The sequence below is a fragment of the Rhodococcus sp. G-MC3 genome (assembly GCF_030063335.1).
Taxonomy (GTDB): domain Bacteria; phylum Actinomycetota; class Actinomycetes; order Mycobacteriales; family Mycobacteriaceae; genus Rhodococcoides.
This window is the reverse complement of the sequence record NZ_JASISW010000003.1, coordinates 258277-285006: the sequence shown is the minus strand read 5'-3', so window position 1 is coordinate 285006 and position 26730 is coordinate 258277. Positions and strand designations below refer to the sequence as shown.

Here is a 26730-nt window from a genome sequence, read left to right as displayed (position 1 = left end):
CATGACCACAACTGAACGGGCCGCAAACGCCGAGGCTTCAAAACTACCGCGTGTCATCCGTCGCACCTCGGCGGGTTTCCCGGTCCGCAAAATCGGCAACGACTACCGCGATGTCGGTCTCGCTCCCGATGCGCTCATACCCGGCAATCCAATGATTGCCCAACTCTTTTGCGGAATCTCGATGTTCTTCCCACCGGGAGAACGTTTTATGATTGCAGCGGCGAAGTCGGTGCAGGATCGTATCGAAGATCCGCAGTTGCGAGCCGAGATCGACATGTTCGTACGACAGGAAGCCCAACATGCCACTGAGCATTCCAGGGCCAACAAATACCTCGCGGGACTGGTAGGCCTCGACAACGCCACGATCTGCCGCGAGATCAACGCGTTGTGGCAGTACATCGGAAGGCACGGCTCAGCACGGCAACGTGCCGGATTCACGGCGGCGACAGAGCACTTCACCGGCTTCATCGCCGAGGTCATCCTGGCGGACATCGAGTTCATCGACTCGATTCCCGAAAGCAAAGCCAAACAGATGCTGGTGTGGCACGGCATCGAGGAATGTGAACACAAGGCCGTAGTCTTCGACGCCTACAAAGAAATCGGCGGATCGGAAATCGAGCGGATCGCGATTATGGCCGCATACACCGGTCCGGTCTTCATCGCGGCACTACTGCCGGCGTTCCGGTTGATCGCCGCGCACGGCCAACTGAGCAACCTGGCGGGCTGGCGCACCGGATTGTCGACGATCGCGCGCCGGTGGACGGTGCCAATGGTAAAGGGGTACCTGCAGTACTACCGCCCCGGTTTTCACCCGAATCATTCCCCGACGCGGCATCTCGAACAGTACTGGCGCACGAAGCTGCAGATAGTCGACGACGGGCAAAGGACCAACGCATGAGCAGCAACGGGCCGACGGGCACACCTACCGCCGACGAGTTCGCCGAGGCGCGAGCTGCGTTGGCGCCCGAGCCGGTCGATCACGAGGTGATCATCGTGGGCGCCGGCTTCGGCGGCCTCGGCGCAGGCATCCAGTGCGCCCGCCTCGGGATCGAGGACTTCGTCATCCTCGACCGCGACACCGGTGTCGGCGGCACCTGGCACACTAATACCTACCCGGGGGCGGCGGTCGATATCGCCTCGGCGACCTACTCCTTTTCGTTCGAACCGAACCCAGACTGGACTCGGGTCTACGCGCCCGGAGCAGAGTTGAAGCAGTACGCCGATCATGTGGCCGACAAATACGACCTGCGCCGCCACATCCGCCACGACACCAACGTGATCGGGGCACGGTGGGACGAACTCGGCCAGTTCTGGACCCTCGAGATTTCCGGCGACCGGTCGATGACCGCCCGGATCGTGATCGTTGCGACCGGAATTCTGTCGCAACCCAAGAAGCCGAACATCCCAGGCCTGGACGACTACCAGGGCGAGGTGATTCACACCTCCCGCTGGCCGAAGTCCTGCGACCTGACCGGCAAACGGGTGGCCTTCATCGGCACCGGTGCCACCGCGGTACAAGCCATCCCTGTGGTAGCCGAAACCGCGGCGCAGGTGACCGTATTTCAGCGGACCCCGATCTGGGTGACGCCTAAACCGGATCTGCCGATCCCGAAGGTCGTCCGGCGGCTGTTCCGGGCTGTCCCAGCGACGCAGAAAGTGGCCCGTGCCGCCAACGGCGTGTTCATCGAATACATCGCGAGCGGACTGCTGTATTTCCACCAAGCACCGTGGATTCTGCAATCCTTGGAGTCGGTCTCCAAGGCGCATCTACGGCTACAGGTGCGCGATCCTTCGGTGCGGGACGCGCTGACCCCGGATTACAACTTCTTCTGCAAACGTCCGACGTTCTCGAACACGTATTTCGCTGCGTTCAACCGCGCGAATGTCGAGCTGGTCACCGCACCCATCGATCACGTCTGTGCGACCGGCATCGTCGCCGAAGATGGTCGCAAAACCGAGGTCGACGTTCTCGTCTTGGCGACCGGGTTCAAGCTGCAGGAAGAGGGCAATTTTCCGGCCTTCCCGATATATGGACGCGATGGCGTCGAGCAGGGTGCGTTCTGGCGCGAACACGGTTACGAGTCCTACGACGGCATTACCGTTGCTGGGTATCCGAACATGTTCGGATTGAACAACCCGTTATCGTTCACTGGTTTGTCGTTCTTCTATCAGGCCGAATCCCAAATGGCGCACATCGGCCGCATCGTCACCGAAATGCGCAAACGCGACGCAGTGACCTTTGAGGTGAAGCCACACGCCCAACGCCGGTTCGTCGAGAAGATGGACTCAACCGCGCAGAACACGGTCTGGTTCCGGGGTGACTGCGCCTCCGCTAACAGCTACTACTTCAATGCGGCGGGCAAAACCAGACTGGGCCGACTCGAACCCACGTTGTATGTGAAATGGCGCAGCAACCACTTCCCGTTGTCGGACTATCGATTCGACACCGTGACGGACCCGATTGTCCGGTCCGCCCACCGCGCTACGACAACCGATGCGCCCTGAACGGCGCTACCGGCTGCCCACCGGCGGGCTCGGGCGCCCAGGCTCGGTTTCTACGCTGGCACGCTTGATCCGTTCCCGGATCGGTGCCCGCCCGGACGTGCCGCTGATCAACGCCGCCGCGCTCGCACGGCGCGTCGACAGGGTTCTCGCCGAGTCCGGTGCGTCGGCCACCGTCGCCTCGGTGGCGGTTACACAGAAGGCGGGGTGGGTGAGCAGCGGCGTCGTAGTCCACCGTGGTGATCACATCACCGTGCTGGCGACCGGAATGCTCTGGGCTGTGCGAGGACTCGGACTCGGTATCGGACCCGACGTCGCAGTGTGGGTGCGCGTCGGCGAAGGTGCGGTCATCTCGATGCTCGGCACCGGCATGGTCATCGTCGCCGACACCGATGGCCCAGTCTCGTTTCTCGCCGCCGAACCAGGCAGCCTCGACGAGAACGGCGCACTCGACACCGCCGTGCGCCGGATGCGGTTGCGCGGATCGTTCGCCGTCGCCGTGGCGCGCTGGGACACCGACCCGGACGCGGGACTGGTACATGCAGCACGGATCGACCCAGCGTTGTTCGGTCCCATCGCTGCCCGCTCATCCCGACCTGCACTCGCCGGGTGGCACTACCACCCGCGCCTCGGCGCAGCAGAGATATTCCGCACCCGCGCAAGCGATACCAGCGACGAGATCGACTGTGTGACCTCCGGTGACGTCGGCATCCTGTGTCACCCGGTCGACGTCGAAATCACACCCGAACTGCGCATGTCGTGGTCCTGGCTGGTCACCGCGTTGCCCTCGATGCTTCCGGAGAACATCGAACCCACTCACGACTACCTTTCGGTGGCAGTCGAATTCGACGATGGTCGCGACCTCACGTGGATGTGGTCGAGCGAACTCAACATCGGCACGGTGTTTACCTGCCCACTGCAGTATTGGCGCGACCGCGAAACCCACATGGTGATCCGCACAGGCACTATAGAACTCGGCGAGTGGCTCGATGAGCGACGCAGCATCGTCGATGACATCCGCGCCGCCCTTGAACCGCCCTACCCCCAACGGATCACCGGGATCTGGTTGATCGCCAATTCCAGTTTCCAACGCGGAACCGGCGCCTGCCGCTACCGCGATCTGGATCTCGCCGAATCCGCACTCGGCGAGATCGCCGACCCCATTGTTCTCGACAAGGAGCACCACCGATGAAGACCTTCACTCACCGCACCGCTGCCGTCACCGGCGCCGGCTCTGGAATCGGTCGCGCACTGGCTGTGCGCCTGGCCAATGAGGGCGCCGACCTCGCCCTGTCCGACATCGACGGCGCCGGACTCGCGCGCACGCAAGCCATGATCCGCGATACCGGCGTCGAGGTCACCGGGACCGTCCTCGACGTCGCGGACCGCGGCCAAGTCGATTCCTGGGCCGCTGATTCCGCTCAGCATTTCGGGGCGGTGCACCTTGTGTTCAACAATGCTGGAGTCGCGCAATCGGGGTCGGTGCAGGGCAACTCTTACGCCGACTTCGAGTGGGTGCTCAACATCAACCTCTGGGGCGTGATTCACGGCACCAAGGCTTTCCTGCCGTACCTGATCGAGGCCGGGGAAGGGCACATCATCAACACCTCCAGCGTCTTCGGATTGCAAGCCCAACCCGGAGTCAGTGCCTACAACACCAGCAAGTTCGCGGTCCGCGGCTTCACCGAGGCGTTGCGCCAGGAACTCGACCTACTCGACGACGGAGTCAGCGCCACGTGCGTGCACCCAGGTGGGATCCGCACTGAGATCGTGCGCTCTGCTCGTGTCGGCGATGGGCTCGAGGAAATCTTCGGTCAAGGTGGCGCCCAGGTGATGGACCTGTTCGACACCATGCTGCTGACCAGCGCTGACCGCGCCGCTGCGGTGATTCTCAAAGGGGTACGCCGCGATGCGCGACGCGTCCTCATCGGCGCCGACGCGCACCTGCTCGATCTCGAACAACGACTGGTTCCCGGTGGGTACCAACGCGTCAACACCTCGATCATCACCGGACTGGGCTGGATACTCGATCGCCTCGCCGGGTCTGGTACCGACGCGACGACGACACACGTGACAACAGTTGAGCCCGTGGCTGGTCCCCGCATGAGCGCCCGACCTGTTCACTAACGCGGGGGGATAGGCGTCGCCGTCGTCCAGCAAGTTCCGAGCCGCTACGCTCAATCCGAGAACTCAGTACGCCTACCGATGAAAGAGAACAATGAAGTCGTCGGCGCCCGAGCCCGTCACTTCGATGCTCGGATTACGTCCGCTATCTGCGCGGTCGGTCATTCTCAGCGTCCTGCTGGGTACGCACCCACCACAAGCACCTGTCGCTGAGATCGTCGATCTCGCGGAGTCGTTCGACATCCACGCTATCAACGCGCGCGTCGCGTTGACCAGAATGGTTGCGGCCGGAGACCTGGAACGATCCGACGCCATTTACCGACTCAGCCCCCGCCTGCTTCAACGCCAGGAACGCCAGGACCAACTATTGACTGCCGCCACGGCTGAACCTTGGGATCACCAATGGCACATGGCGGTCGTGGTCGGCGCCGGGGCCGCACCCGACGCTCGGGCAGCACTTCGCGCCCAATTACGCGACCAACGATTAGCCGAGCTCCGCGAAGGCGTTTGGATGCGCCCAAACAACGTAGACATCCGCTGGACCCCCGCGCTCACTCCCCGAGTCGAAATGTTCACCGCCAAACCTGACGCCGATCCTGAGGGCCTCGCCCGCCGTCTATTCGACCTCGATGCCTGGGCGCATGCCGCAACCGAACTGACCACCGCGATGGACAATGCGTACACACCGATGCAACGTGTCACGGTCGCGGCCGCGACCGTGCGGCACCTGCTCTCCGATCCATTGATACCCAACGAACTGCTCGACGAAAACTGGCCCAGCACAGCCCTGCGCGCGACCTACGACAACTACCTTGACGAAATCGCCGCTATGCGGGCAACGCTGAGCAGCGACAACTCGACCCCCGATAACTCAACGCGAATTCGAACTTAGCCCTGGTCTAGTCCTGTCTAGCCCTAATACCGTTCAGTTAGTGTCTAGCGCGGTAGCATGAGGTATGCCTCGCATTGGATGGGTAAAGGGCTCTTCGATCTTAACCGGGCAGCTCAGCAGGAAGTCTGAATGTTGGCCCGCGCGGAGCGGGTCGTGTGAAACCGTATCCGACGGGCCGAGTTGTCGACGTTCCTGAAGCCGCACGCGGATCGTTTCACCTGCTTGACCAGTCGGTTGTAGCCCTCCGTTTTTGCGTTCGTGATGCCGGTGGTGATGAACGCGTTGATTTCCGGCCACCACGTGTCGACCATCTTCGCCAGCGTGATCAACTCCGGGATCTGCGAATCGATGCACCATGCGAAGAACCGATGCAGCCGATGTGAGGTTCGATGCCGATCTCCACCGTCGCGGACTGTGGAGAGCAGCGTTCGTAGTTCTTCTTTCGCGATGTACGCCGACAAGATCTGCGCACTGGGGTCCTGCGCGTCGATTTCATTCCACATCCGAGTAAACCCATTGTCGGACATACGTTCCCGACCGCGCAGCAATCGCCATCGGTTTGCCCATTCCGGATCGATCGCCCGCCCACGCCGGGACCGCTGATCCCACGTCACCCGTTGCCGGACCTTGGTGACCGCCTCGTTGGCTTTGGCGACGAGATGGAAATGATCGACCACCAGCACTGCGTTCGGCAACAGGTCCGGGGTGCGGACTGCGGAGGCATAGACGGCGGCGGGGTCGATTGCGACAAACGCGATACCGTCTCGAAACTGCGCACTGCGGGCACGGAGCCAGCCCACCACTGTCGCCGACGTGCGACCGCTCTGCTGCCCGAGCAAGCCCTGAAGGCCGCTGATGTCGACGAAGCCGGTGTCCCACGGATCGGTACGCACCCAGGTGCCGGTCCTCTCGCAGCGGTCCCACCTGGGCTTGCCGCGGCGGGTCTCATCGATCCCCAACACCCGCACTGGGTTCGGTTCGCTCAACGTCAGCTCGGCCAGGGCGACGAATCGGCGGTGAGCGGTCGGCCACGACACGCCATGACTGGCGGCAACTTCGGAAACGGATCGGGCGGCGTCACCGACAGCCCAGCCCATCGCGCGACCGAGCCGGCCGGTCACCCTCGACCGCGGTGGAAGCTCGCCGATGCTCTCTGTGAACGATCCGCGTTGACAGTAGTCCTCTCGGCATCTCCATCGCGTTTTGTTCCACTGCAATGTAATTGGACTATCGCCGTATGGGATATCTTTCGGTCTGGTGACCGCATGCCCCTTCACCGATGTCGACACCACCCCGCAACCCGGGCATGCCGCTGCCCGTTCGTCGTCGGTGAAGAACTCCACCAATCGCACTCCGATATCGTCGATGGACACACGGCCCACGCGTACTCCGGGCAACCCGAACAGCACTGTCGTACTCTGATCCACGCCCTTGGTTCCTTCTGCAGTCGGAATGTGTCGCAACATCCAGACTTCAGGGGCCAAGGGCTTTCAGCTGGTAGACGCGCCGAACGAGCTCAGGACCAGGGTTGCCCGCTCAAGATCGAAGAGCCGGGTAAAGCCGGTGTCGGATCGCCGGTTGTCGGATGTGGTGTCGGTGGGCTTGCTGACCAGGGTTTTCTCGCCGGACGTCGTTGATTCGGTGATCGCGGAGTGCGGTCGGACCGAGCAGCGGAGTAGGACGTTGACGGCCCGGGTGACCGCCTATTTCGCGATCGGAATGGCATTGAACGCTGACGGGTCGTACGAGGAGGTCTTCGAGCAGCTCACCGACGGCCTGTCTTGGTCGTCGGGGTGGTCTCAGGAGGTCTCCTCCTACGAAATCGGCTATCTTCCAGGCACGTTCACGTTTGGGATCGGAGCCGTTGGAAGCGTTGTTCCGTCGCGTTGCGCAGCCTGTCGCGGTCGCAGCCACACCCGGTTCCTGGCTTGCAGGGCGACGGCTGGTGGCCATCGACGGTACCTGCCTGGATCTGGCCGACACGCCCGCCAACACCGAGTATTTCGGTAGACCGGCCTCGAGCCGCGGGGAACAGTCCGCGTACCCACAAGCACGACTGGTGGCGGTCGCCGAATGCGGCACACATGCACTATTCGATGCCGCCATCGGCAGCTGCAGGACCTCGGAGCGAGAACTGGCCACCGCACTGATCGATCGACTCGAATCAGGGATATTACTGCTGGCAGACCGCGGCTTCTATGGCTTCGAGATGTGGACCAGGGCGGCAGCGAGCGGCGCCGACCTGTTGTGGCGGGTCAAATCCACCCTCTCGCCGAAGCATATCGAGACCCTCGACGACGGCTCCTGGCTGGCGCAGATCATCCCCACCTCCGGCACGAAGCGCCAACACCGCACACCCCTGACAGTGCGGGTTATCGACTACACCCTCGACGACGGACGCGAGAACCCTGAGCAGTACCGCCTGTTGACCACGATCCTCGACCCCGCCGGCGCACCCGCGAAGGACCTGGCACTGGCATACGCTCAACGCTGGGAAATCGAGAACGCCTTCGACGAACTGAAAACCCATCAACGCGGACCGCGAGCGGTACTGCGCTCGAAATCCCCACCACTGGTACTCCAAGAAATCTGGGGCCACCTGTGCTGCCACTACGCCATCCGGACATTGATGGTCGACACCGCGCGAACAGGCGGCCACGACCCCGACCGAGTCTCATTCGTGGCAGCACTGCGAATCACGCGAAGATCGCTCTCGCACAGTTTTTTTCCCCCTCACAACCATAAAGCGGTCACCCGGATGTGGAACCACGCCATCGCAAAACTGCAACACCGATTCAATCCCGCACGCCGCCTACGAGCGAACCCACGCGTCGTCAAACGCAAGGTCATCAAATGGGCAGCCAAACGCTCCCGCCACCAACACCATCCGCAACCCACCACGTCACCCGAATGCACGATCATTCAGTACTAACTGAACGGTACTGGTCTAGCCCGGATGCGCCGCAGGAACAGCTTTGTCCACTTACGTGATTTTACTTTCGGCGTCCTGTCAGTAGACATCGCGAATGCGCCGTTTGAACAACTTTCCGGATTCCTCGCGTGGCAACGCGTTGTCGAACACGATCACCTTCGGGATCTTGAAGCCGGCGAGTCTGCCGCGCAGAAAGCTGCGTACTTGCGCCTCGGTAAGCGGTCCAGAATCGTAGGTTCAATATGGGCCGCAAGGGATTCGCCGTATTCTTCGTCTGGAATGCCGAACACAGCGCAGTCGCGAACACCTGCGGCGCAGGTGATAGTGGCCGGTCGCGGTGGTCACAACCTGGTCGGCGCTGTCGCGCAGGACGCATTCGACCTCGTAGTTCGCCCGCTGCCGGTCGTCGAGTTGAGCGGCGATGCTCGCCACCTGTGCGGCGTCGAACCACGCTTCAGCGCGTAGCGCAGTGGTGGCTACCGTGTCGAACGAGATGGTGACATCGCGGACCGCGACTGATCGACACGACGAAAACGGGGTGGGGACTTTCAGCCGGCCACCAGTTGGGGACCTCGACCTGGCCACCAGTGGATACTCTTTCATGGCCACGGACAGGCAAAAACAGGTCATCATCGGCAACCGCTAACACGACCCTCAACGACGTTGCGCCGGGTAGTACTCGACAGCCGAGACTCACGCCGAATAGCCCGGTCCTCTGCCGTGTAGCCTCTATGCCTACTCAACAAGGCAGCCCTGACTGGATTCGTCCAGGGCTCTTCACTACGCTGGCGTGACCGATGCGATGAGATCGCCTAAAATCAGTCGCAATGTCGACGTAAAGATGGTGACTGAATCATCGCTGCCGATAACCCCGGCTGCCTGGCCAGCGGACAGACCAACCCCGGTGAAAATTAACGCTTGCGCCGCCTCCATTGCCGCATCATCGGAGGTCGTGAGACCCTCGGGGAGGAACGTGGCAAGCAGTTCGCTCAAAACTTCGATAACTGTCTTGCAAGTGCTAACCATCTCGGCTCGCCGAGCGAAATCGCGAAGAATGCTGAGCATATACTCGGCGACCAAAATTACCAGATTTGAGTTCGCTGACACACCCGCCCACCATGCCGTCAAAACAGCGACACGTGCGTCGACGTCGTCTCCGGACGAAGTTGCAAGGTCGGCCGCGAGACTCGCTACTTCAGCTGAAACCCAACGCTTCAACACCTCGAGACACAGGTCTTCCTTGCTGTCGAAATTGCTGTATATAGCACCGACTGTCCTGCCGGCCTCCGCTGCGACCGCAGCAATCGACGTTGTTCGGTAGCCGTTGACGAGGAACAACTGCTCTGCGGCATCGATCAGCTCATCCCGCGTGCGAGCGTGAGCTTCAGCTCGAGTCAAAACCTTTCGGGCCACCATAACCGTCCTCGAATACCCGCGGTCCACCCGCTTTGCCACCACTGACCGGACGACCCTGAGGATCTCAATCCGTGCGTAACGCTACCAAAGTTCGCGTCGTAGGTGTCGCTTGCCAGGGTGATGACGGCGCTCATCGAAATTCTCTAGTCTCGCTCACTGAAATTCCCTACCCGTGTGGCACCGCCAACGAGGGCGGGCCTCCCACGATGCTGGTGGTCTCTGACCACGCACCAGCTACTCGAAGGAGGCCCGCTCCTCATGCTTACACGGGAGGAAGACATGGAAGTACACGCCCTACGCAAACGAGGCTGGTCGATCTCAGCGATCGCCCGCCACACCGGCCGAGACCCCAAAACGATCCGGTCCTATCTCAACGGCACCACCTCCCCGGGGGTGCGGAAACGCAGCATCGTCGATCCGTTCGACGCGTTCCTCGCCTACGTCACCGCACGCCTCATCGACGACCCGCATCTGTGGGTGCGCACGTTGTGCGACGAACTCGAAGATCTCGGCTATGCAATGTCGTATCAAACCCTGCACCGCAAGATCCGCGAGCTGAAACTGCGGCCGATCTGTCAGGCCTGCCTCACCGCCACCGAACGCCCCAACGCAGTGATCGATCACCCGCCAGGTGAAGAGACACAATGGGATTGGGTCGATCTTCCCAACCCGCCTGCTTCGTGGGGGTGGGGTTCGATGGCACATTTGTTCGTCGGAACATTGGCATGCTCGGGTAAGTGGCGCGGGGTTCTCGCGCCAGCGATGACTCAGCCTCAGGTCGTCGACGGCCTCGATCGGATTTGCCGGGGACTCGGCGGAGTGAGCCGGGTGTGGCGATTCGACCGGATGGCCACTGTGTGTCATCCCGATTCGGGCAGAGTCACCGCGAGCTTCGCCGGCGTCGCGAAACACTATGGGGTGTCCGTCGCGATCTGCCCACCGAGACGCGGCAACCGCAAAGGGGCAGTGGAGAAGTCCAATCACACTGCCGCCCAACGATGGTGGCGAACACTGCCCGATCACCTGAGCGTCGAGCAAGCCCAGGCGAGTCTGGACCGCTTCTGCCGCGTCCGCGGCGACACCTGCCTGCGGCCGACGAAGGACGGCAGAGCGTCGGTAGCGACCGTCGCCACGGCCGAAGGTCTGCATCCGATGCCGTCCACGGCGTATCCGGCGATCCTGACCACCGACCGAACGGTGTCTCGGCAGGCATTGGTGTCCTATCGCGGCAACCGTTATTCGGTGCCGCCCGAACTCGCATCGGCGCAGGTCGCGGTCTCGCAGGTCCTGGGCACCGACGTCATCGACATCGTCACGACCTCGGGAATCACCATCGCACGGCATCGTCTGGCCGGCGACGGAACGGGTGCGATGGTGCGCGATCACGGCCACATCTACGCCCTCGAACAAGCGGCGATGGCAGGTGCGAACACCGGTCGACCACATCGCCGCAAAGAACGCATCCCACCCGGAGCAGACGCCGTCGACGCGGCCACACGACTTCGGGCAGCACTGGATCCAGCCGCATACCACACGCACGACAATGCTGAATCTGATTCCACTGCAACAGTATCCGAGTCCACTGGCGCTACGATTCACGACCTGTCCATCTACGAACGAGCCGCCCGCGGAAGGAACACCCTGACATGAGCATCCAGAAACCGGCCACCTCCAACGACCGGATCCCGGCACCGAACACCGCCGAAGCTGCCAGTCTCTACCAACGCCTGCGCGGGCATCTCGCGGTCCTCAAACTCAATGACGCCGCCGCAGCATTGCCCTCGGTTCTCGATCAGGCGGCAGCGGAAGAATTGTCGATGACAGCAGCGTTGGATCGACTGCTCTCGATCGAGGTCGAAGCCACCGAGGCCCGGCGGTTGACCGGCAGGTTGCGGTTCGCGTGCCTGCCGACGCCGGCGTCGCTCGAGGACTTCGACTACGACGCCGCAGCGGGTGTCGATCGCAAGTTGATCGAGGAACTCGCGACCTGCCGTTACCTCGAAACAGCTACGAACGTGCTGCTCATCGGCCCGCCGGGGGTCGGCAAGACGCATCTGTCGGTCGGGTTGGCGCGGGCCGCAGCGCACGCCGGGTATCGGACGTATTTCACCACCGCCGCTGATCTCGCGGCCCGCTGCCACCGTGCCGCATTGGAGGGTCGGTGGGCGACGACGATGCGATTTTATGCCGGGCCGACACTGTTGGTGGTGGACGAACTCGGGTATCTGCCGTTGCCGGGTGAGGCAGCGTCGGCGCTGTTTCAGGTTGTCTCTCAACGGTATATGAAGACATCGATCGTGATGACAACCAACAGGGGCGTGGGCTCGTGGGGTGAGGTCCTCGGCGACAACACCGTCGCCGCGGCGATGCTCGACCGACTGCTGCACCGCTCGGTGGTACTCAATCTCGACGGCGATTCCTACCGCCTACGGGACCACAACGCCCGCTCGGAAAAGCTCCGCCAAGCCACCACCGGAACCCGCCAACCACTACAGTGAAGACCGCTCACGGGTAGGGAATTTCAGTGAGCACAACTGCGGAATTTCGCCGAGCCTCGTCAGGTGATGGGACCACCTGATTGCCAGAGGGCAGGGACCACCGTGGCGCGTTATTGAGGATGCTCGTTTCGGTGTTTGCGTCAACTGTTCCGGGTCGGGTCCGTTGACGGTAGGACGGTCCTTCGATGACGAGGGTGTGGGCGGTGGAGGTGAGGCGGTCGATCGCTGACTGCGCGAGCAGGGTGTCGGCGGTCATGGTCAACCATTCATCTGGCTCACGATTGGATGTCACGATCGTGGTCTTCTTGCGGTGGCGTTCGACAATCAGTTCGTAGAAGTCACTGGTCTCGGTGGCATCGAGGGGTCCAAGTGCGAAGTCGTCGATGATCAACACGTCGATGGCGGTCAGTCGGCGTATCTCCGCCTCGACGGCGTTGTCCAGACGTGCTGCTCGGAGCCGAGTGAACAGTTTGTCAGATCGAGCGAACAAAACAGTGTGCCGCCGCCGGATTGTTATGTGCCCCAATGCTGTTGCCAGATGTGTCCTCCCGACCCCGACTGGACCGAGGATGATCGCGCACTGGTGCGCATCGAGGAACCGCAGCGATGTCAGATCACCGAGCAGGGTTCGGTCATAACTCAGGTCGTCGAGGGCGTTCCACGCGTCGAACGCCATCGCCGGATCGAGCCGGCTTTGGTGGCGCGCAATGTTGCCGAACGTGATTCGCGGCGATTGACTTCGTCGGCGAGGAGCACTTCGAGGAACCCGATGTGGCTGAGTTTGTGTTGGCGGGCCAGGGCTGCGCGGTCTGGCAGGGTGTCTGCGAGTGCACCGAGTTTGAGGGCTTTGAGCAACCGAACCAGATCGGTGCCGACAGGTTCGGCAGTGGTATTGCGGGTGGAATTGGCGGCGTTGGCAGACGACACTGAAGCTCCTTCAAGTGACAATGGGACACGCCTCGATCACGGTCACCGCAAACACCTAGGCGGACCTCTACGATTCCGATCTGGACCGCGTTGCGGATGCGCTCGACACACTCGGACTCGACTGACAATTTGACTGCCGATAGCGCATGGCGGATATTCGACTCCGGCTCGGTCGCCTTACAGCCAGCGAGAGTCGCGCGAACACCCCCTGAACTGCGCAAACGTGGTGGCCAGAGTCGGGATCGAACCGACGACCTTCCGCTTTTCAGGCGGACGCTCGTACCAACTGAGCTACCTGGCCGGGCGGCACCGTGACAATGCCTCGTAAAACTGCGCCTCTTGAAACTGTCGCAATCCGGTGCTTGCGCACCGGTGTTGCGACCCTGACGGGACTCGAACCCGCGACCTCCGCCGTGACAGGGCGGCGCGCTAACCAACTGCGCCACAGGGCCTTGAAGTGGAACTGGCCTTGCATGAACGAAATGCTGTAACTTGCCCTTGCCGTGAAGCTTTACCGCCGCGAACTCTAGCAGTAGATCAACCCGCTTGGAACCGCGCCAGCCTGCAAGAGACTGCTTTACTACCAGCCGGTTTGTCAATTCCGACCATGTCTTGCTTTCCTATCGACTTACGTACCCCCTACGGGATTCGAACCCGCGCTACCGCCTTGAAAGGGCGGCGTCCTAGGCCGCTAGACGAAGGGGGCCCGCCGAACTGCTCCGACGTTACCCTCAACGGCGTTCCGTTGGGAGCTGGGATAGCTTAGGACACTTTCAGAGAAAAACTCAAACCGGCAGGTCAGAAGCGGTTTCCACGGTCCCTAGCTCGTTGGACGGCCATCCCGAGACCTTCCACTCGTCCAGCCATTGCTGCGAAGCCATCGCATAAAGAACTACTTCGAGTGACTCTTCGAACATCAATCGCAGGTCACGACTGTCGCTGACCAGGTCCGCCATGTACCGCTGACCTGCCAACGATGCCGCCAGCACCCTGATGAACTTCTCGGGACTGAACTCGGACCTGAGGTCGCCTGCCTCCTGCGCTCGGCAAGCCAGCTCGTAGCCCGCCTTCCCCCAAGCTTGACCGGCGCCGGTCTGCACTTCGCTGTAGAACTCGGGCTCGACGATCAGCCGGAATTCCGCTCGCACGACCACATCGTTCTGAAATCCACTGGCGATGTCGTCGATGATCCCGTGCACCACGAAGTAGGGGTGCAGAGTTGATCCCTTCCACTTCTCGGTGATCGCTACGTATCTCTCGAGCGCAGCACTGAGCACCGCCCTAGCCAAATCCTCTTTCGACTGAAAGTGGAAATACATCGCACCCTTCGTGGCATTCGAGCCCTCGAGGATGGTGTTCACCGACGCCGCGGCGTAACCGCGACGCGCGAACTCCGCTGCCGCTGCTTCCACGATCGCCGCCCGGGTCCGCCGTGCGCGCTCTTGTTGTGCCATTTCTTTCGTGCCTCCGAAACCAAGCGCCCTGCATCTATCAGCAGGCAATACTGCTATTCAGCGTACGTCACAAACCTGCCCTCAGACCGACTACGCGCTCGGAATATGCCGCAGAAACCGGAATTCGGACAAAAACCCACGCCGGACCAAACAATCCGAGTGGTATGATCCATCCGGCTCGAGTGCGCTGCAGGGGGTGCGCACTCGAGCCACTTCAGTGTCCGATGACGTCTGTCGATCGAACAATATTCGCAGCCCCAGCTCGCTTTACAAATCGGCCTTACCGTAAAGCACGTGACTGCGAGGCCGGGCGCTTTCGAGACGATCACCACATCCTCACGCAACAGCCGATCAGCTCATAGGGGCCTTACCCACCCCTACCCGGCTCGACCCGACCAGCATCGTCGAACCGGATCAAGATCGACATCGCCCACCTCACAGCCGCCGAATGGGCGTTCAATAACGTCCAGTCGCAGGGCATTCCAGACGACCCGGTGACGGCACGCCATTCGAGTGGTCGGCATCGGAAACGCGACGCTGCTGTCGCATCGCCGACTATTTCGATGATTCGAACGTGCCCGTTCAATTGAAAAGAAAATCACCGCGAAGCACCGATCCAAGTATTGCAACCGATTCACTGTCGGTTTCAGCCGAGCCATCCGGAATTGCCTGCAACAAACCCGAATGCATTCGAGTGTTCCCTAACCCTTTGCGCCGTAGCGTTTCTCAGAAGGGGTTCGTATAACATTTAGAGCTCGACGCGCGACGGATGCCGCGTACAACTCCCCGTTGACCCTATTGTGATCTAGAGCATCTCGGGTCAACGTGGACTACGAATTCAGGTGAGAGCATGACTCTTCGAAACCTCTTCATCCGTTCGGCAAGAACCATTCTCGCACTCCTCTCGGTCTGCCTCCTCGCAGCCGGCACGTGCGCGACGGTCGTTGCAGATCCGTTGGAAAGCTTCCTCACTCCGGCACAGGATCCATCTCTAGCCGCGGCCACACCACTGGGCGAACCTTGGTTCGATCCGCCACCCGGATTCGAATCAGCGACCCCTGGAGCCGTTTTGAACACGCGGATAGTGAACGTCGGTCCGCTGATAACGCCCGTGGCTTCCACTCAGATTCTGTTTCGAACGAACGACTCCAAAGACCAGCCGGTCGCAGGCGTCACCACCGTGATAGTCCCCACCGCGCCCTGGACCGGTAAGGGCTCGCGGCCGGTCGTCGCATACAACATGGCAATCGATTCACTGGGGAACACGTGCGCGCCATCCTGGACTCTGCCACGCGGCATTGCACCGGAAATCGCTGCAGTACAACTGTTTCTGGCGAAGAACTATGCGGTTGTGGTCACCGACCACCAGGGCCCGAGACAGGCATACGCTGCCGGTCGAATGGCGGGGCATGCCGTACTGGACGCTCTCCGCGCCATGGTCAATCTTCCACAACTCGGACTCCCCGCCGAGTCCCCCATCGCAATAACCGGTTACTCCGGTGGCGCAATCGCATCAGGATGGGCTGCTCAATTGGCACCCTCCTATGCCCCGGATGTAAATTTGGTAGGAACTGCGTTCGGCGGAGCGCCGATCGACTATCGAATTTTGCTCGGTTCGATGAACGGAAACAATGCCGCATCGACTTTGTTCCTCTCGGCCGCTATGGGCGTCGCCCGTGAATATCCAGAAATGTTCCAACTCATGAATGCGAACGGGCTCCGCCTCGCTCAGATCGCAAAAGACATGTGTGTCTATCTATTGGCGCCGGGCGGGCTGGTGGCACCGATTCCGGTACAGGCCTTGTCGGACGTCCCGGACGTCGATCACACCCCCATCGCCGAGGAAATCATCCGGCAGACGCGCATGGGCGGCGATCTGGCTCCGTCTGCGCCGGTATTCATCTACCAGGGACAGCAAGAGTTCTGGGTACCCCGAGAAGGTGCCGAGCGACTTTACGACGAATGGTGTGCCCACGGCGCAACCGTCAGGCTGGAGGAGTACGTCGGCGAACACATTGTCGTCGCCGTCTCGGGCCTTCCCGGCTCACACCAGTGGATCGACGACAGACTCGCAGGAATTCCCGCTCCCGAAGGTTGCAGCAGCTTCGGTCGTTGACTCGGCACGGGCGGCGGGGGCGCGTGGGCAACTCGGATAGGGCACCATTACACTTTCGATCCGCGCCCCTATAGCTCAGTTGGTAGAGCTACGGACTTTTAATCCGCAGGTCGTAGGTTCGAGTCCTACTGGGGGCACCAACGCTGTTCCGCCGGTCCGTTCGGCGAATACGCCGGCGGCGTGACGGAACGAACATTCAGGTTCAACATTCAGTGGCTGGAGACCCGAGCCGCGCACCTGGCCTGCGGAACTCGATCCGAATCGACCGAATTCCCAGCAGACCGGCAGCTTCGCCACCGACAATCCTGACGTGCACAGTCGTACACTCGATTATGGTTCGGAACCGGGGGCACGAGCCCAACCTGGGGAAAAATCTCCGAAATACCAGTACAAAGCCACGGCACGCCGCTGGACTCACGAGAGTTCCCAGCGTTGTTACGGTGCCGTAGGCTGTGCCTGGTTATCGACAATGTACGGAGGCAATGTAATGGCGAGGGATCTGACACAGCTGGAGCTGCTGCACGAGCTCGTTCCGGTTGCGGAAGACAACGTGAACCGGCACATGTCGATGGCAAAGGAATGGCACCCGCACGATTACGTTCCGTGGGACGAAGGCCGCAACTTCGCCGAACTCGGCGGAAAAGACTACGACCCCGAGCAGAGCAAGCTCTCCGAGGTCGCAAAAGCCGCGATGATCACCAACCTCCTCACCGAGGACAACCTGCCCTCCTACCACCGTGAAATTGCCGAAAACTTCTCTCGGGACGGTGCCTGGGGAACCTGGGTGGGCCGATGGACCGCCGAGGAGAACCGCCACGGCATCGTGATGCGCGACTACCTCGTTGTCACCCGCGGGGTGGATCCCGTCGCCCTCGAAGAAGCACGCATGATCCACATGACCAACGGATTCGCATCTCCCGTCGGCTCGGCCACCGGTCTGTTGCACTCGGTGTCGTACGTGACGTTCCAGGAGCTCGCGACGCGTGTATCGCACCGCAACACCGGCAAGGTGTGTGACGACCCGATCGCCGACCGCATGCTTCAGCGCATCGCAGCGGACGAGAACCTGCACATGATCTTCTATCGCAATATCAGCGCGGCTGCTCTCGACATCGCACCGGACCAAACGCTGACCGCGATCTCCGACATCGTCACCAATTTCCAGATGCCCGGCGCAGGAATGCCGAACTTCCGTCGCAATGGTGTGCTGATGGCCAAGCACGGAATCTACGATCTGCGCCAGCACCTCGAAGATGTCGTCTGGCCGGTTCTGCGTAAGTGGAGAATCTTCGAGCGCGAAGACTTCACCGGCCAGGGCGAGAACAAACGCGAAGAGTTGGCAGTGTTCCTCGAAGATCTAGAGAAGCAGGCCACCAAGTTCGAAGAGATGCGCGACCGTTCACTCGCTCGCGAAGCCAAGAAGGCCGAGAAGCGGGCCTCCTGAGTTGTAGAGCCTTCAGATCGCGCCCGGCACCGACCTCGGTGTCGGGCCTCGATCGTGTGCGGCCCTTCCAACCATCTACACCGAGTCCCCGAACATAAATGAGGCGTTACCCATGACACTGCGAATCGGTTCACTGGAACTGGACAGTCCCGTTGTACTTGCACCGATGGCAGGCGTGACCAATGTGGCTTTCCGGACGCTGTGCCGAGAGCAGGAAATCGCGCGCGCAGGCAGCACATCCGGTTTGTACGTGTGCGAGATGGTCACTGCCCGAGCGCTCGTCGAGCGGCAACCCGCAACGATGCATATGACCACGTTCGGACCCACGGAAACTCCGCGGTCATTGCAGCTCTACACGGTCGACCCCGACACGACGTACGCAGCGGCGAAGATGATCGTCGACGACAATCTTGCCGATCACATCGACATGAACTTCGGCTGTCCGGTGCCCAAAGTTACCCGCAAAGGTGGTGGAGCCGCACTTCCTTACAAGCGGACTCTGTTCGGCCGAATCGTGGCGGCGGCAGTCAAGGCCACCGAGGGGACCGACATTCCGGTCACCGTCAAATTCCGAGTAGGAATCGACGAGCAGCATCACACGCATCTCGACGCCGGACGGATCGCAGCGGGCGAAGGAGCAGCGGCCGTCGCCCTGCATGCGAGAACTGCGTCACAGCGATATTCGGGAACGGCCGACTGGAACGAAATTGCTCGGCTCAAGGAACACGTTACCGAGGTGCCAGTCCTCGGAAATGGAGACATATTCTCCGCATCCGACGCTGTGCGGATGATGTCGGAAACTGGCTGCGACGGAGTGGTCGTCGGTCGAGGATGCCTCGGTCGACCCTGGTTGTTCGCCGAACTCAGCGCTCGCTTCGCAGGCCGACCGGAACCGACCCCGCCGAATCTCGGCGAGGTGGCCGTCATCATCCGTCGTCACGCAGAATTGCTGACCGATCACCACGGCGAAAACAAGGCGCTTCGCGAGTTGCGGAAACATGTCTCGTGGTATCTGCGTGGGTTCCCCGCGGGGTCCGATCTTCGTGTCTCGATGGCATTGGTGAAAACCCTGACCGAACTCGACGACCTCCTCGGCCAACTCGACCCGACGGTCGCCTTTCCCAAGGACGCCGAGGGTCCTCGCGGACGCCAGGGATCGCCGGGGGCGGTGTCACTGCCCGACGGCTGGCTCGACGATCCCGAGGACATTGCAGTTCCCGTCGGCGCTGATCTGATGCACTCAGGCGGCTGACCTGGCCGGATCGTTCGGCGTCCTCGCCGAACTGGACCACACAGATTTCCTCAGTATCATTGCTGGGATTGCCCAATTGAGGGTGACGTTTGAAATGTTCGAGGAAGGCCGGGAAAGAATCCGTGGGTGACGATCGAGATTCGGGGCCACCTGCGCCCGAAAGTCGCGCGCCGTGGGAACGCCCGATCTCGCGAATCCATCAACCTTCGGACTCCGCGGCGCCCCGCGATCGACCCGCGGCGCCCCGCGATCGACCCGCGGCGCAGCCCGATCCCGCGGTGCAGCCCGATTCCGAGTCACGGAGCGGCCGCCTTCGTCGTTTGGGTAAGCGTTCCCCGAACAAACCCGACACGATCTCGGTAGCCGAACTGATGGGCCGCAAGGCAGAAGACGACACACCGGTATCGCGTCCGGAGGTCGAGGCTCCGACCGAAAAGATCGCCCCGATCACGGATCGAACTCCGCCTCCGGTTGCAGCACAGCCAGAGGCCGTGGGATCTCCCGCCGAGGATCGCCCGGCACTCACGCGCCTTGCGATGAGCAAGGTTCGTCGCCGAAAGCGCATTCTGAACGCAACCCGCGGCCTCGTCTCGATCATTGCGATTCTTTCCGTGGCGCTCACCGGCGTCGTCTGGGGTTATCTTCGCAGTACCGATCAGGGCTTCGCACAGGTCGCAGCTTTGGATCCCGACTCGACCGATGTCATCGACGCCGCAGGCCAGTACGGCGACGAAACCTATCTGATCGTCGGCACCGACACTCGTACCGGAGCAAGTGGTGCAGTCGGCGCGGGAACGGTCGATGACGCCGAAGGCGCGCGGTCGGACACCGTCATGCTCGTGAACATCCCTGCCGATCGCAGCCGTGTCGTTGCGGTGTCGTTCCCGCGTGACCTCGACGTCGAACGACCGGAATGCGAAGCCTTCGACAACGACACCAACACATACACCGATGAGATCTACCCCGCTGCCGACGGTGACAAACTCAACGCCACTTACGCCCTCGGCGGTCCGAAATGCCTGGTCAAAACCATTCAGAAGATATCTGGCCTGAAAATCGGTCACTTTGTCGGCATGGATTTCGCCGGTTTCGAATCGATGGTCAACGAGGTCGGTGGCGTCGATGTCTGCACGCCCCAGCCGCTTGTGGACTACGAACTCGGGACCGTATTGCCGAACGTCGGCGAGCAGCACGTCGACGGCAAGACCGCGCTCAATTACGTGCGCGCACGCCATGTCGAATCCGAAGGCAACGGTGATTACGGTCGCATCAAACGGCAGCAGCGATTCCTGTCGTCGCTCCTGCGTTCGGCACTGTCGAACAAAGTGCTGCTCGATCCGGGCAAGCTCAGCGGATTCGTCAACGCGTTCACCCGCGACACATTCGTCGAGAACGTCAAGACCCAGGATCTGATCACCCTCGGACGCTCACTGCAGGACGTAGATGCCGGTGCCGTCACATTCCTGACACTTCCCACCGACGGAACGAACGACTGGGGTAACGAAATCCCCGTCGACGGTGCGATTGCTGCGCTGTTCCGAGCAATCATCGATGATCAGCCGCTGCCGGGCGAGGAGCGCAAGGAACCGGCTCCCACTACCGAGGCGTCGACCGAACCGATAGCGCCGACTCTCGCAGTGGACCCGACTACCGTCTCTGTTCAGGTCTCGAACGCATCCGAGGCCGCGGGTATGGCTGCGACAGCCTCGTCCGAGTTGTCGACCTACGGATTCCAGATACTCGATGTAGGCAATTTTGCCGGTACCGCCGCTGCCACCGTCGTCCGATACTCCCCCGGCCAGGAGTCCGAAGCGGCCACCGTGGCGTCCTCGATTCCAGGGGCCGTCGTCGAGGAGGCAGCGGGACTGGACAGCGTCGTCGAGGTCGTCCTCGGCTCCGACTACCCGGGTTACACCAACGCTCCGACTGCATTCGGGCAGCCGGTCGAGGCCGCTCAGGGGCAAGGCACTACCGAAGCAGCTCCTCTACCCGAGAACCTGGCATACACCAACGCCGCCGACGACACCTGCGCCTGAGAAAATCCATTCATGCCCCGTTCACCCGCGGGACTTCGAATCGGTCGGTGCGACCCACTAAACTTGCGATCTATGCGCGTCGCCTACAACGAACAGATGAACGAATTGGCCGATCTCCTCGGTGAGATGGCCACCCTGGCCGGCTCTGCCATGGACAAAGCCACCCAGTCACTCCTCCAAGCCGACCTGGTTCTCGCCGAGCAGGTGATTTCCGACCACGACAAGATCACCGAACTCAGCGCAATCTGCGAGGAGAAGGCATTCTCGTTGCTCGCCCTGCAGGCTCCCGTCGCAGGCGATCTCCGTTCGGTCGTTTCCGGCATCCAGATCGTCGCCGATATCGACCGAATGGGCGTCCTCGCCCTCCACGTAGCGAAGATCACCCGTCGTCGTCACCCGAACCACGCACTCCCCGAAGAGGTCAACGGCTACTTTGCCGAGATGGGTCGGATCGCCATACAGCTCGGGGCATCGGCTCGCGAGGTACTGGAGACCCGCGATCCCGAACGCGCAGCGAAGCTTCGCGACGAAGACGAAGCGATGGACGACCTGCACCGCCACCTGTTCACTGTTCTGATGGACCGGGAATGGAAGCACGGTGTAGCCGCGGCCGTCGATGTCACACTCCTCGGACGCTTTTACGAACGCTTTGCCGACCATGCCGTCGAGGTCGGCCGTCGTGTCATCTTCCTCGTCACCGGCGAGCTCCCGGTCGAGTTGAGAAAGACCACCAAGCTCCCCAGCGCCTGAGGAATTCTTGTCGATCTGTTCGATGACCGAACGTCTCATTCGGTCTCTTCCCCAGAGACCGAATGAGACTTACGGTCACGCCAGAGACCGAAGGAGGCATTCGTACACTCAGTAGTGCCCCAAGGACGCATCCGGTCCCCAGCGCCCACAACCCCACTCCGCCCAACCCCCACCGCGCACGAAGAACCCCCGGACACTCCAGTGGCCGGGGGTTCTTCGTGCAAGCGGGTCTACCCGAAGCGTCCCGAGATGTAGTCCTCGGTTGCCTTCTGCGTTGGGTTGGAGAAGATCTTCTCGGTGTCGTCGATCTCGATGAGCTTGCCGGGCTTGCCGGTCGCCTCGAGGTTGAAGAATCCGGTCTGGTCACTCACACGCGCAGCCTGCTGCATGTTGTGCGTGACGATGACAATGGTGAAGTCCTTCTTCAGCTCGCCGATGAGGTCCTCGATGGCGAGCGTGGAGATCGGGTCGAGCGCCGAGCACGGCTCGTCCATCAGCAGAACGTCGGGCTGCACGGCAATGGCTCGAGCGATGCACAGACGCTGCTGCTGGCCACCGGAGAGTCCGCCGCCCGGCTTGTCGAGGCGGTCCTTGACCTCGTTCCACAGGTTGGCACCCTTGAGGGAACGCTCGGCGATGTCGTCGAGCTCCTTCTTTCCTTTGCCGCCCTGCAACTTGAGGCCTGCGACGACATTGTCGCGGATCGACATCGTCGGGAACGGGTTGGGCCGTTGGAAGACCATACCGATCGTGCGGCGCACACCGACGGGATCGACGCCGTTGCCGTAGATGTCCTCACCGTCGAGAAGCACCGAGCCCTCGACGCGCGCTCCTGGAGTGACCTCGTGCATACGGTTGAGCGACCGGAGAACGGTCGACTTGCCGCAGCCCGAGGGACCGATGAACGCCGTGACTCCGCGAGGCGGGACCGCGAGGGTTACCCCGGCGACGGCCTGGAACTTGCCGTAGTAGATGTTGACGTCTTTGAGGTCGAGACGCTTTGCCATGGTCGGCTCCTGTAATTCTCTCGGCGTGAAGTGTCGTAGACGGGACGAGCGGTCAGAAGCTCTTGGGCGAAAAGAACTTCGAGACCAACTTCGCGCCGATATTGAGCAGGGCAATGATCAGGATCAGCGTCAAGGCCGCTCCCCACATGCGCTCGGAGGTGAGCGCGCCGGTTCCTGCTTTCTGCAGGTCGACCATCATCAGCGGCAGAGACGTCTGCGGCCCGGAGAACAGATTGAAGTTGATCGCGGTGGCGGATCCGACCAGGATCAGCACCGGAGCCGTCTCACCCATGACGCGGGCGAGAGCGAGCATGATGCCGGTAACGATGCCGGACAGAGCCGTCGGGACGACGATCTTGGCGATCGTCTTCCACTTCGGGACACCGAGCGCATACGACGCCTCGCGCAGATCCTGAGGGACGATCCTCAGCATCTCTTCCGAGGACCGCACGATGACCGGGATCATCAGCAGCACCAGAGCGAGTGCCACGGCGAGACCGGACCGATCGAAGCCGAACGTCGCGATCCACAGCGCGTAGATGAAGAGTGCCGCGACGATGGACGGAACGCCGGTGAGGATGTCGACCATGAAAGTGGTCACCCGGGCGAGGCGAGTTCCGGCGCCGTATTCGACAAGGTAGATGGCAACGAAGATGCCGATCGGAATCGAGATCAGTGCGCAGAACAAGCCTTGGGTCAGTGTGCCGACGATGGCGTGATAAGCACCGCCGCCTGGGATGAACTGGGTGACGCCTGCCTGTGAATTCTGCCACCATGTCGGTGTGAGGACAACGGAGATTCCGCGGGATACAACGGTGTAGAGGACCCACACGAGTGGTACCAGTGCGATCAGCACCGACAGGCTGACGAGCACGGTCGCCAACCCGTTGGTGAACTTGCGACGAGCACTGACGCCCTTGAAGGTCGGTTCCTTGACCGGTCGATCCATTGTTGCGGTCATGACCTAGTCCTTCTTTCCTGCGATCGCGGCGCGTGCGCCTGCGTTGACCACGAAGGTGAGAACGAACAGCACCAGGCCTGCGGCGATGTACGCACCTGCCTGCAGTTGATTATTGAATTCGCCTGCGGCAAGGGCGATCTTGGTCGCAAACGTGCTGCCACCGTCGAACAGTGTCCATCCGAAGCTCGACTGAACGCTCCGAATGATGATGTAGAGCGCGATGGTTTCACCGAGGGCGCGTCCGAGACCGAGCATCGAGCCGCTGACGAAGCCGGACTTACCGAACGGGATCACGGTGGTGCGGACAACATCCCAGCGCGTTGCACCGAGAGCAAGCGCTGCTTCGACCTGGCCCTTGGGGGTCTGGATGAACACTTCGCGGGTGACGGCGGCGATGATCGGAAGGATCATCACGGCCAGCACGATGCCGCCGGTGAAGATGGTGCCACCGCCTGCAATCGATACCGAACCTGTGGCGAAGAGCGGGAACCAGCTCAGATTTTGGTTGAGCCATTCCGCGAACGGGCTGATCGCCGGTGCGAGAACGTAGAGGCCCCAGAGACCGAACACGATGGACGGGACTGCAGCGAGCAGGTCGATGATGTAGCCGAGAGGGCCTGCAACCTTTTTCGGTGCGTAGTTCGTCAAGTAGATCGCGATGCCGAGTGCGACGGGCATCGCCAGGATCAGAGCGAAGATCGACACCGTCGCGGTCACCAGGAACAGATCGCGGATACCGAACACCATTGCCGCCGTGTTCGAGGTGTCCCACTGCCCGTTGTAGGTGAGGAAGTTGACCGTGTTGTTCTGCAGCGACGGGATCGCACGCCACAGCAGGAACCCACCGATCGACGCGATGAGAACGATGATGAAGACACCCGAGCCGGTGGCAAGGGTAGAGAAGATCCTGTCACCAGGGCGAGTAACGGTGCCGCCCTTGGCCTTGTTTTCCGGCAATTGCTTGGGTTCTTCCGTGTTCCGCGGCACGCCGCCCGCGGAGATGCTGGCCGCGGATGGACTGCCGGTAATCGAGTGGGTGTCGCTCATACCGCTCACGTCTCTCGTGTGGTGGTTGACGACGGCGGTCCCGCTCCGGCACCACAGCGGTCAGGCCATGGTGCCGAAGCAGGATCTCGTCTCATTTAATCAGGAGATGGCATTGATTGCAGTGACCAGACGCTCCTTGAACGACCCGGGAAGCGGCACGTAGCCCGCTTCCTCCAGGCCCTGCTGGCCCTCGTTCGCCGCGCTGAGCAGGAACGACTTGACTGCCGCGGTGGTATCGGCGTCGTAGCCCTTGGAGCAGACGATTTCGTAGGTAGCGAGAACCAACGGGTAGGTGTCCGCTGCGTCGCTTCCGTAAAGAGCGTCGATATCGATGACGAGGTCGTTGCCCTCACCCTTGAAGGTGGCGGAGTCGATGGCTGCAGCGGCGGTCTCACTGCTCAGCTCGACCGGCCCGCTGCCGAAGTCCACGGCTGCGGTTCCAAGGCTTTCCTGATCGGCGAAGCCCTTCTCGACGTATGTGATCGAGCCGGGGGTCGCGGACACGGCCTGCGCAACACCCGATGATCCGTTCGCACCCTCACCGACGCCACCGGCCCAGTCAGAACTGTGGTTCAGGGTCCAGGCCTCGGGAGCAGAGGCTGCGAGGAAACGCTGGAAGTTGTCGCTGGTGCCCGAGGAGTCGGAGCGGTAGATCGGGGTGATCGCGGTGGTCGGGAGCGTTGCACCCTCGTTCAGTGCTGCGATCGCCGGGTCGTTCCAGGTCTTGATCTGCCCGGTGAAGATGCGTGCTGCAACCTCGGGCGTGATGACGAGCTCGTCGACCCCGTCGAGGTTGTAGGCGATGGCGACCGGCCCGAAGACAAGCGGGAGGTTCCATGCCGGGTTGCTCGCGCACCGCTGTGCCGCTGCGGCTGCCTGCTCGTCTTTGATGGACGAGTCCGAACCCGCGAAGTCGACGAGCCCTGCGACGAACTGCGTGCGGCCGTTGCCGGAGCCGCTGGTCGTGTACTCGACCTGCTTGCCGGCGCAGACACCGGAATAGATGGACGTGAAGTTGGACATCGCATTCTGCTGAGCCGACGAGCCTTCACCGGTGAGAGGGGACTTGCCCTCGCACGTGGCTGCCGAGTCTGACCCTGAAGCCGCTTCGACGTTTGCGTCGCTGCCGCATGCAGTCAGTAGCATGGCGCCGATCGCCACTGCGCCTAATAAAGACGCGCTGCGCTTGAGCTTCACCTGTTTCCTCCGGAAATCTTGTGCCGTGGTCGCCGATCGGGCCGACAAGGCCGAGCAACGGGACGAGAAGGTGCCGGCCGCAAAGGACTCGCACCGGGCAGCGTCTGTGCCGCCCAGAGAAAAGGTAAGGGGAGCCAGTGGACGGCTACCCCCAGAACGGTGAACGGAAGATGAA

The 26730-nt window shown here is 61.8% G+C and carries 20 protein-coding genes, 4 tRNA genes and 2 pseudogenes; 15 read left to right on the top strand and 11 right to left on the bottom strand.

Annotation, left to right across the window (positions count from 1 at the left end; translation table 11 throughout):
• Position 1: 1 nt before the first annotated feature.
• The 5 genes from QMK17_RS04775 (at position 2) to QMK17_RS04755 (ending at position 5518) form a co-directional block, all read left to right on the top strand.
• Positions 2–898, top strand: a complete 897-nt coding sequence (locus tag QMK17_RS04775; protein ID WP_283507284.1) for a metal-dependent hydrolase — start codon at positions 2–4, stop codon at positions 896–898.
• The gene (locus QMK17_RS04770; RefSeq protein ID WP_283507283.1) at positions 895–2505 is read left to right on the top strand and encodes a flavin-containing monooxygenase; all 1611 of its coding nucleotides are present in this window, start codon (positions 895–897) and stop codon (positions 2503–2505) included. Before QMK17_RS04775 ends, QMK17_RS04770 begins: the two co-directional genes overlap by 4 nt.
• Before the next feature lie 64 nt (positions 2506–2569).
• Positions 2570–3694 (top strand): DUF3047 domain-containing protein, encoded by a 1125-nt coding sequence (locus QMK17_RS04765; RefSeq protein WP_283507282.1) that lies wholly within the window; start codon positions 2570–2572, stop codon positions 3692–3694.
• Positions 3691–4629, top strand: a complete 939-nt coding sequence (locus QMK17_RS04760; protein ID WP_283507281.1) for an SDR family NAD(P)-dependent oxidoreductase — start codon at positions 3691–3693, stop codon at positions 4627–4629. Before QMK17_RS04765 ends, QMK17_RS04760 begins: the two co-directional genes overlap by 4 nt.
• Before the next feature lie 91 nt (positions 4630–4720).
• On the top strand, positions 4721–5518 hold the full coding sequence (locus QMK17_RS04755; protein WP_283507280.1) for a PaaX domain-containing protein, C- domain protein: 798 nt from the start codon (positions 4721–4723) through the stop codon (positions 5516–5518).
• A gap of 113 nt (positions 5519–5631) precedes the next feature.
• On the opposite strand, the gene QMK17_RS04750 is transcribed toward QMK17_RS04755, so the two are convergent.
• Positions 5632–6945 (bottom strand): ISL3 family transposase, encoded by a 1314-nt coding sequence (locus QMK17_RS04750; RefSeq protein WP_283507279.1) that lies wholly within the window; start codon positions 6943–6945, stop codon positions 5632–5634.
• A 136-nt stretch (positions 6946–7081) separates the two neighbouring features.
• Here QMK17_RS04750 and QMK17_RS04745 point away from each other — a divergent pair.
• Positions 7082–8237: pseudogene (locus QMK17_RS04745) on the top strand (IS4 family transposase); the annotation flags it as partial.
• Between the two features lie 492 nt (positions 8238–8729).
• Positions 8730–8915, top strand: a complete 186-nt coding sequence (locus QMK17_RS04740) for a hypothetical protein (protein ID WP_283507278.1) — start codon at positions 8730–8732, stop codon at positions 8913–8915.
• A 315-nt stretch (positions 8916–9230) separates the two neighbouring features.
• Here QMK17_RS04740 and QMK17_RS04735 read toward each other — a convergent pair whose 3' ends face one another.
• Positions 9231–9866, bottom strand: coding sequence for a TetR/AcrR family transcriptional regulator (locus tag QMK17_RS04735; RefSeq protein ID WP_283507277.1), 636 nt, complete (start codon positions 9864–9866; stop codon positions 9231–9233).
• A 258-nt stretch (positions 9867–10124) separates the two neighbouring features.
• On the opposite strand from QMK17_RS04735, the gene QMK17_RS04730 reads away from it, so the two are divergent.
• Complete coding sequence (locus tag QMK17_RS04730; RefSeq protein ID WP_283507276.1) at positions 10125–11516, top strand: Mu transposase domain-containing protein; 1392 nt, start codon at positions 10125–10127, stop codon at positions 11514–11516.
• On the top strand, positions 11513–12364 hold the full coding sequence (istB, locus tag QMK17_RS04725; RefSeq protein WP_283507275.1) for an IS21-like element helper ATPase IstB: 852 nt from the start codon (positions 11513–11515) through the stop codon (positions 12362–12364). The genes QMK17_RS04730 and istB overlap by 4 nt, the downstream gene beginning before the upstream one ends.
• Positions 12365–12474: 110 nt before the next feature.
• On the opposite strand, the pseudogene QMK17_RS04720 reads toward istB, so the two are convergent.
• The 5 genes and pseudogenes from QMK17_RS04720 to QMK17_RS04700 form a co-directional block, all read right to left on the bottom strand.
• A pseudogene (locus QMK17_RS04720) lies at positions 12475–13291 on the bottom strand (ATP-binding protein).
• Between the two features lie 224 nt (positions 13292–13515).
• Positions 13516–13592 (bottom strand) — tRNA-Phe (locus tag QMK17_RS04715).
• Positions 13593–13669: 77 nt separating this feature from the next.
• Positions 13670–13743: transfer RNA gene (locus QMK17_RS04710), tRNA-Asp, on the bottom strand.
• A 181-nt stretch (positions 13744–13924) separates the two neighbouring features.
• Positions 13925–13997, bottom strand: a tRNA-Glu gene (locus QMK17_RS04705).
• A 79-nt stretch (positions 13998–14076) separates the two neighbouring features.
• Positions 14077–14745, bottom strand: a complete 669-nt coding sequence (locus QMK17_RS04700) for a TetR/AcrR family transcriptional regulator (protein WP_283507274.1) — start codon at positions 14743–14745, stop codon at positions 14077–14079.
• An 850-nt stretch (positions 14746–15595) separates the two neighbouring features.
• Here QMK17_RS04700 and QMK17_RS04695 point away from each other — a divergent pair.
• The 6 genes from QMK17_RS04695 (at position 15596) to phoU (ending at position 22343) form a co-directional block, all read left to right on the top strand.
• Positions 15596–16861, top strand: coding sequence for a lipase family protein (locus QMK17_RS04695; protein ID WP_283507273.1), 1266 nt, complete (start codon positions 15596–15598; stop codon positions 16859–16861).
• Between the two features lie 64 nt (positions 16862–16925).
• A tRNA-Lys gene (locus QMK17_RS04690) sits at positions 16926–17001 on the top strand.
• Positions 17002–17348: 347 nt separating this feature from the next.
• Positions 17349–18305, top strand: a complete 957-nt coding sequence (locus QMK17_RS04685) for an acyl-ACP desaturase (RefSeq protein WP_283507272.1) — start codon at positions 17349–17351, stop codon at positions 18303–18305.
• Positions 18306–18417: 112 nt separating this feature from the next.
• Positions 18418–19557: a tRNA dihydrouridine synthase DusB gene (gene dusB, locus QMK17_RS04680; RefSeq protein ID WP_283507271.1), complete on the top strand. Its 1140-nt coding sequence runs from the start codon at positions 18418–18420 to the stop codon at positions 19555–19557.
• A 122-nt stretch (positions 19558–19679) separates the two neighbouring features.
• On the top strand, positions 19680–21593 hold the full coding sequence (locus tag QMK17_RS04675) for an LCP family glycopolymer transferase (protein ID WP_283507270.1): 1914 nt from the start codon (positions 19680–19682) through the stop codon (positions 21591–21593).
• Between the two features lie 72 nt (positions 21594–21665).
• Entirely contained in the window at positions 21666–22343 is a 678-nt protein-coding gene (phoU, locus tag QMK17_RS04670; protein ID WP_283507269.1) for a phosphate signaling complex protein PhoU, read from the top strand.
• A gap of 230 nt (positions 22344–22573) precedes the next feature.
• Here phoU and pstB read toward each other — a convergent pair whose 3' ends face one another.
• From pstB to pstS, 4 genes are all read right to left on the bottom strand, one after another.
• Entirely contained in the window at positions 22574–23350 is a 777-nt protein-coding gene (gene pstB, locus QMK17_RS04665; RefSeq protein WP_283507268.1) for a phosphate ABC transporter ATP-binding protein PstB, read from the bottom strand.
• Positions 23351–23402: 52 nt separating this feature from the next.
• Positions 23403–24311 carry a phosphate ABC transporter permease PstA gene (gene pstA / locus QMK17_RS04660; RefSeq protein ID WP_283507267.1) on the bottom strand — a complete coding sequence of 303 codons (909 nt, stop codon included), beginning with the start codon at positions 24309–24311 and terminating at the stop codon, positions 23403–23405.
• Between the two features lie 3 nt (positions 24312–24314).
• A complete protein-coding gene (gene pstC, locus QMK17_RS04655; protein ID WP_283507266.1) occupies positions 24315–25358 on the bottom strand; it encodes a phosphate ABC transporter permease subunit PstC in 1044 nt (347 codons plus the stop codon).
• A 99-nt stretch (positions 25359–25457) separates the two neighbouring features.
• Positions 25458–26555 carry a phosphate ABC transporter substrate-binding protein PstS gene (pstS, locus tag QMK17_RS04650; RefSeq protein WP_283507265.1) on the bottom strand — a complete coding sequence of 366 codons (1098 nt, stop codon included), beginning with the start codon at positions 26553–26555 and terminating at the stop codon, positions 25458–25460.
• Between the last annotated feature and the right edge of the window lie 175 nt (positions 26556–26730).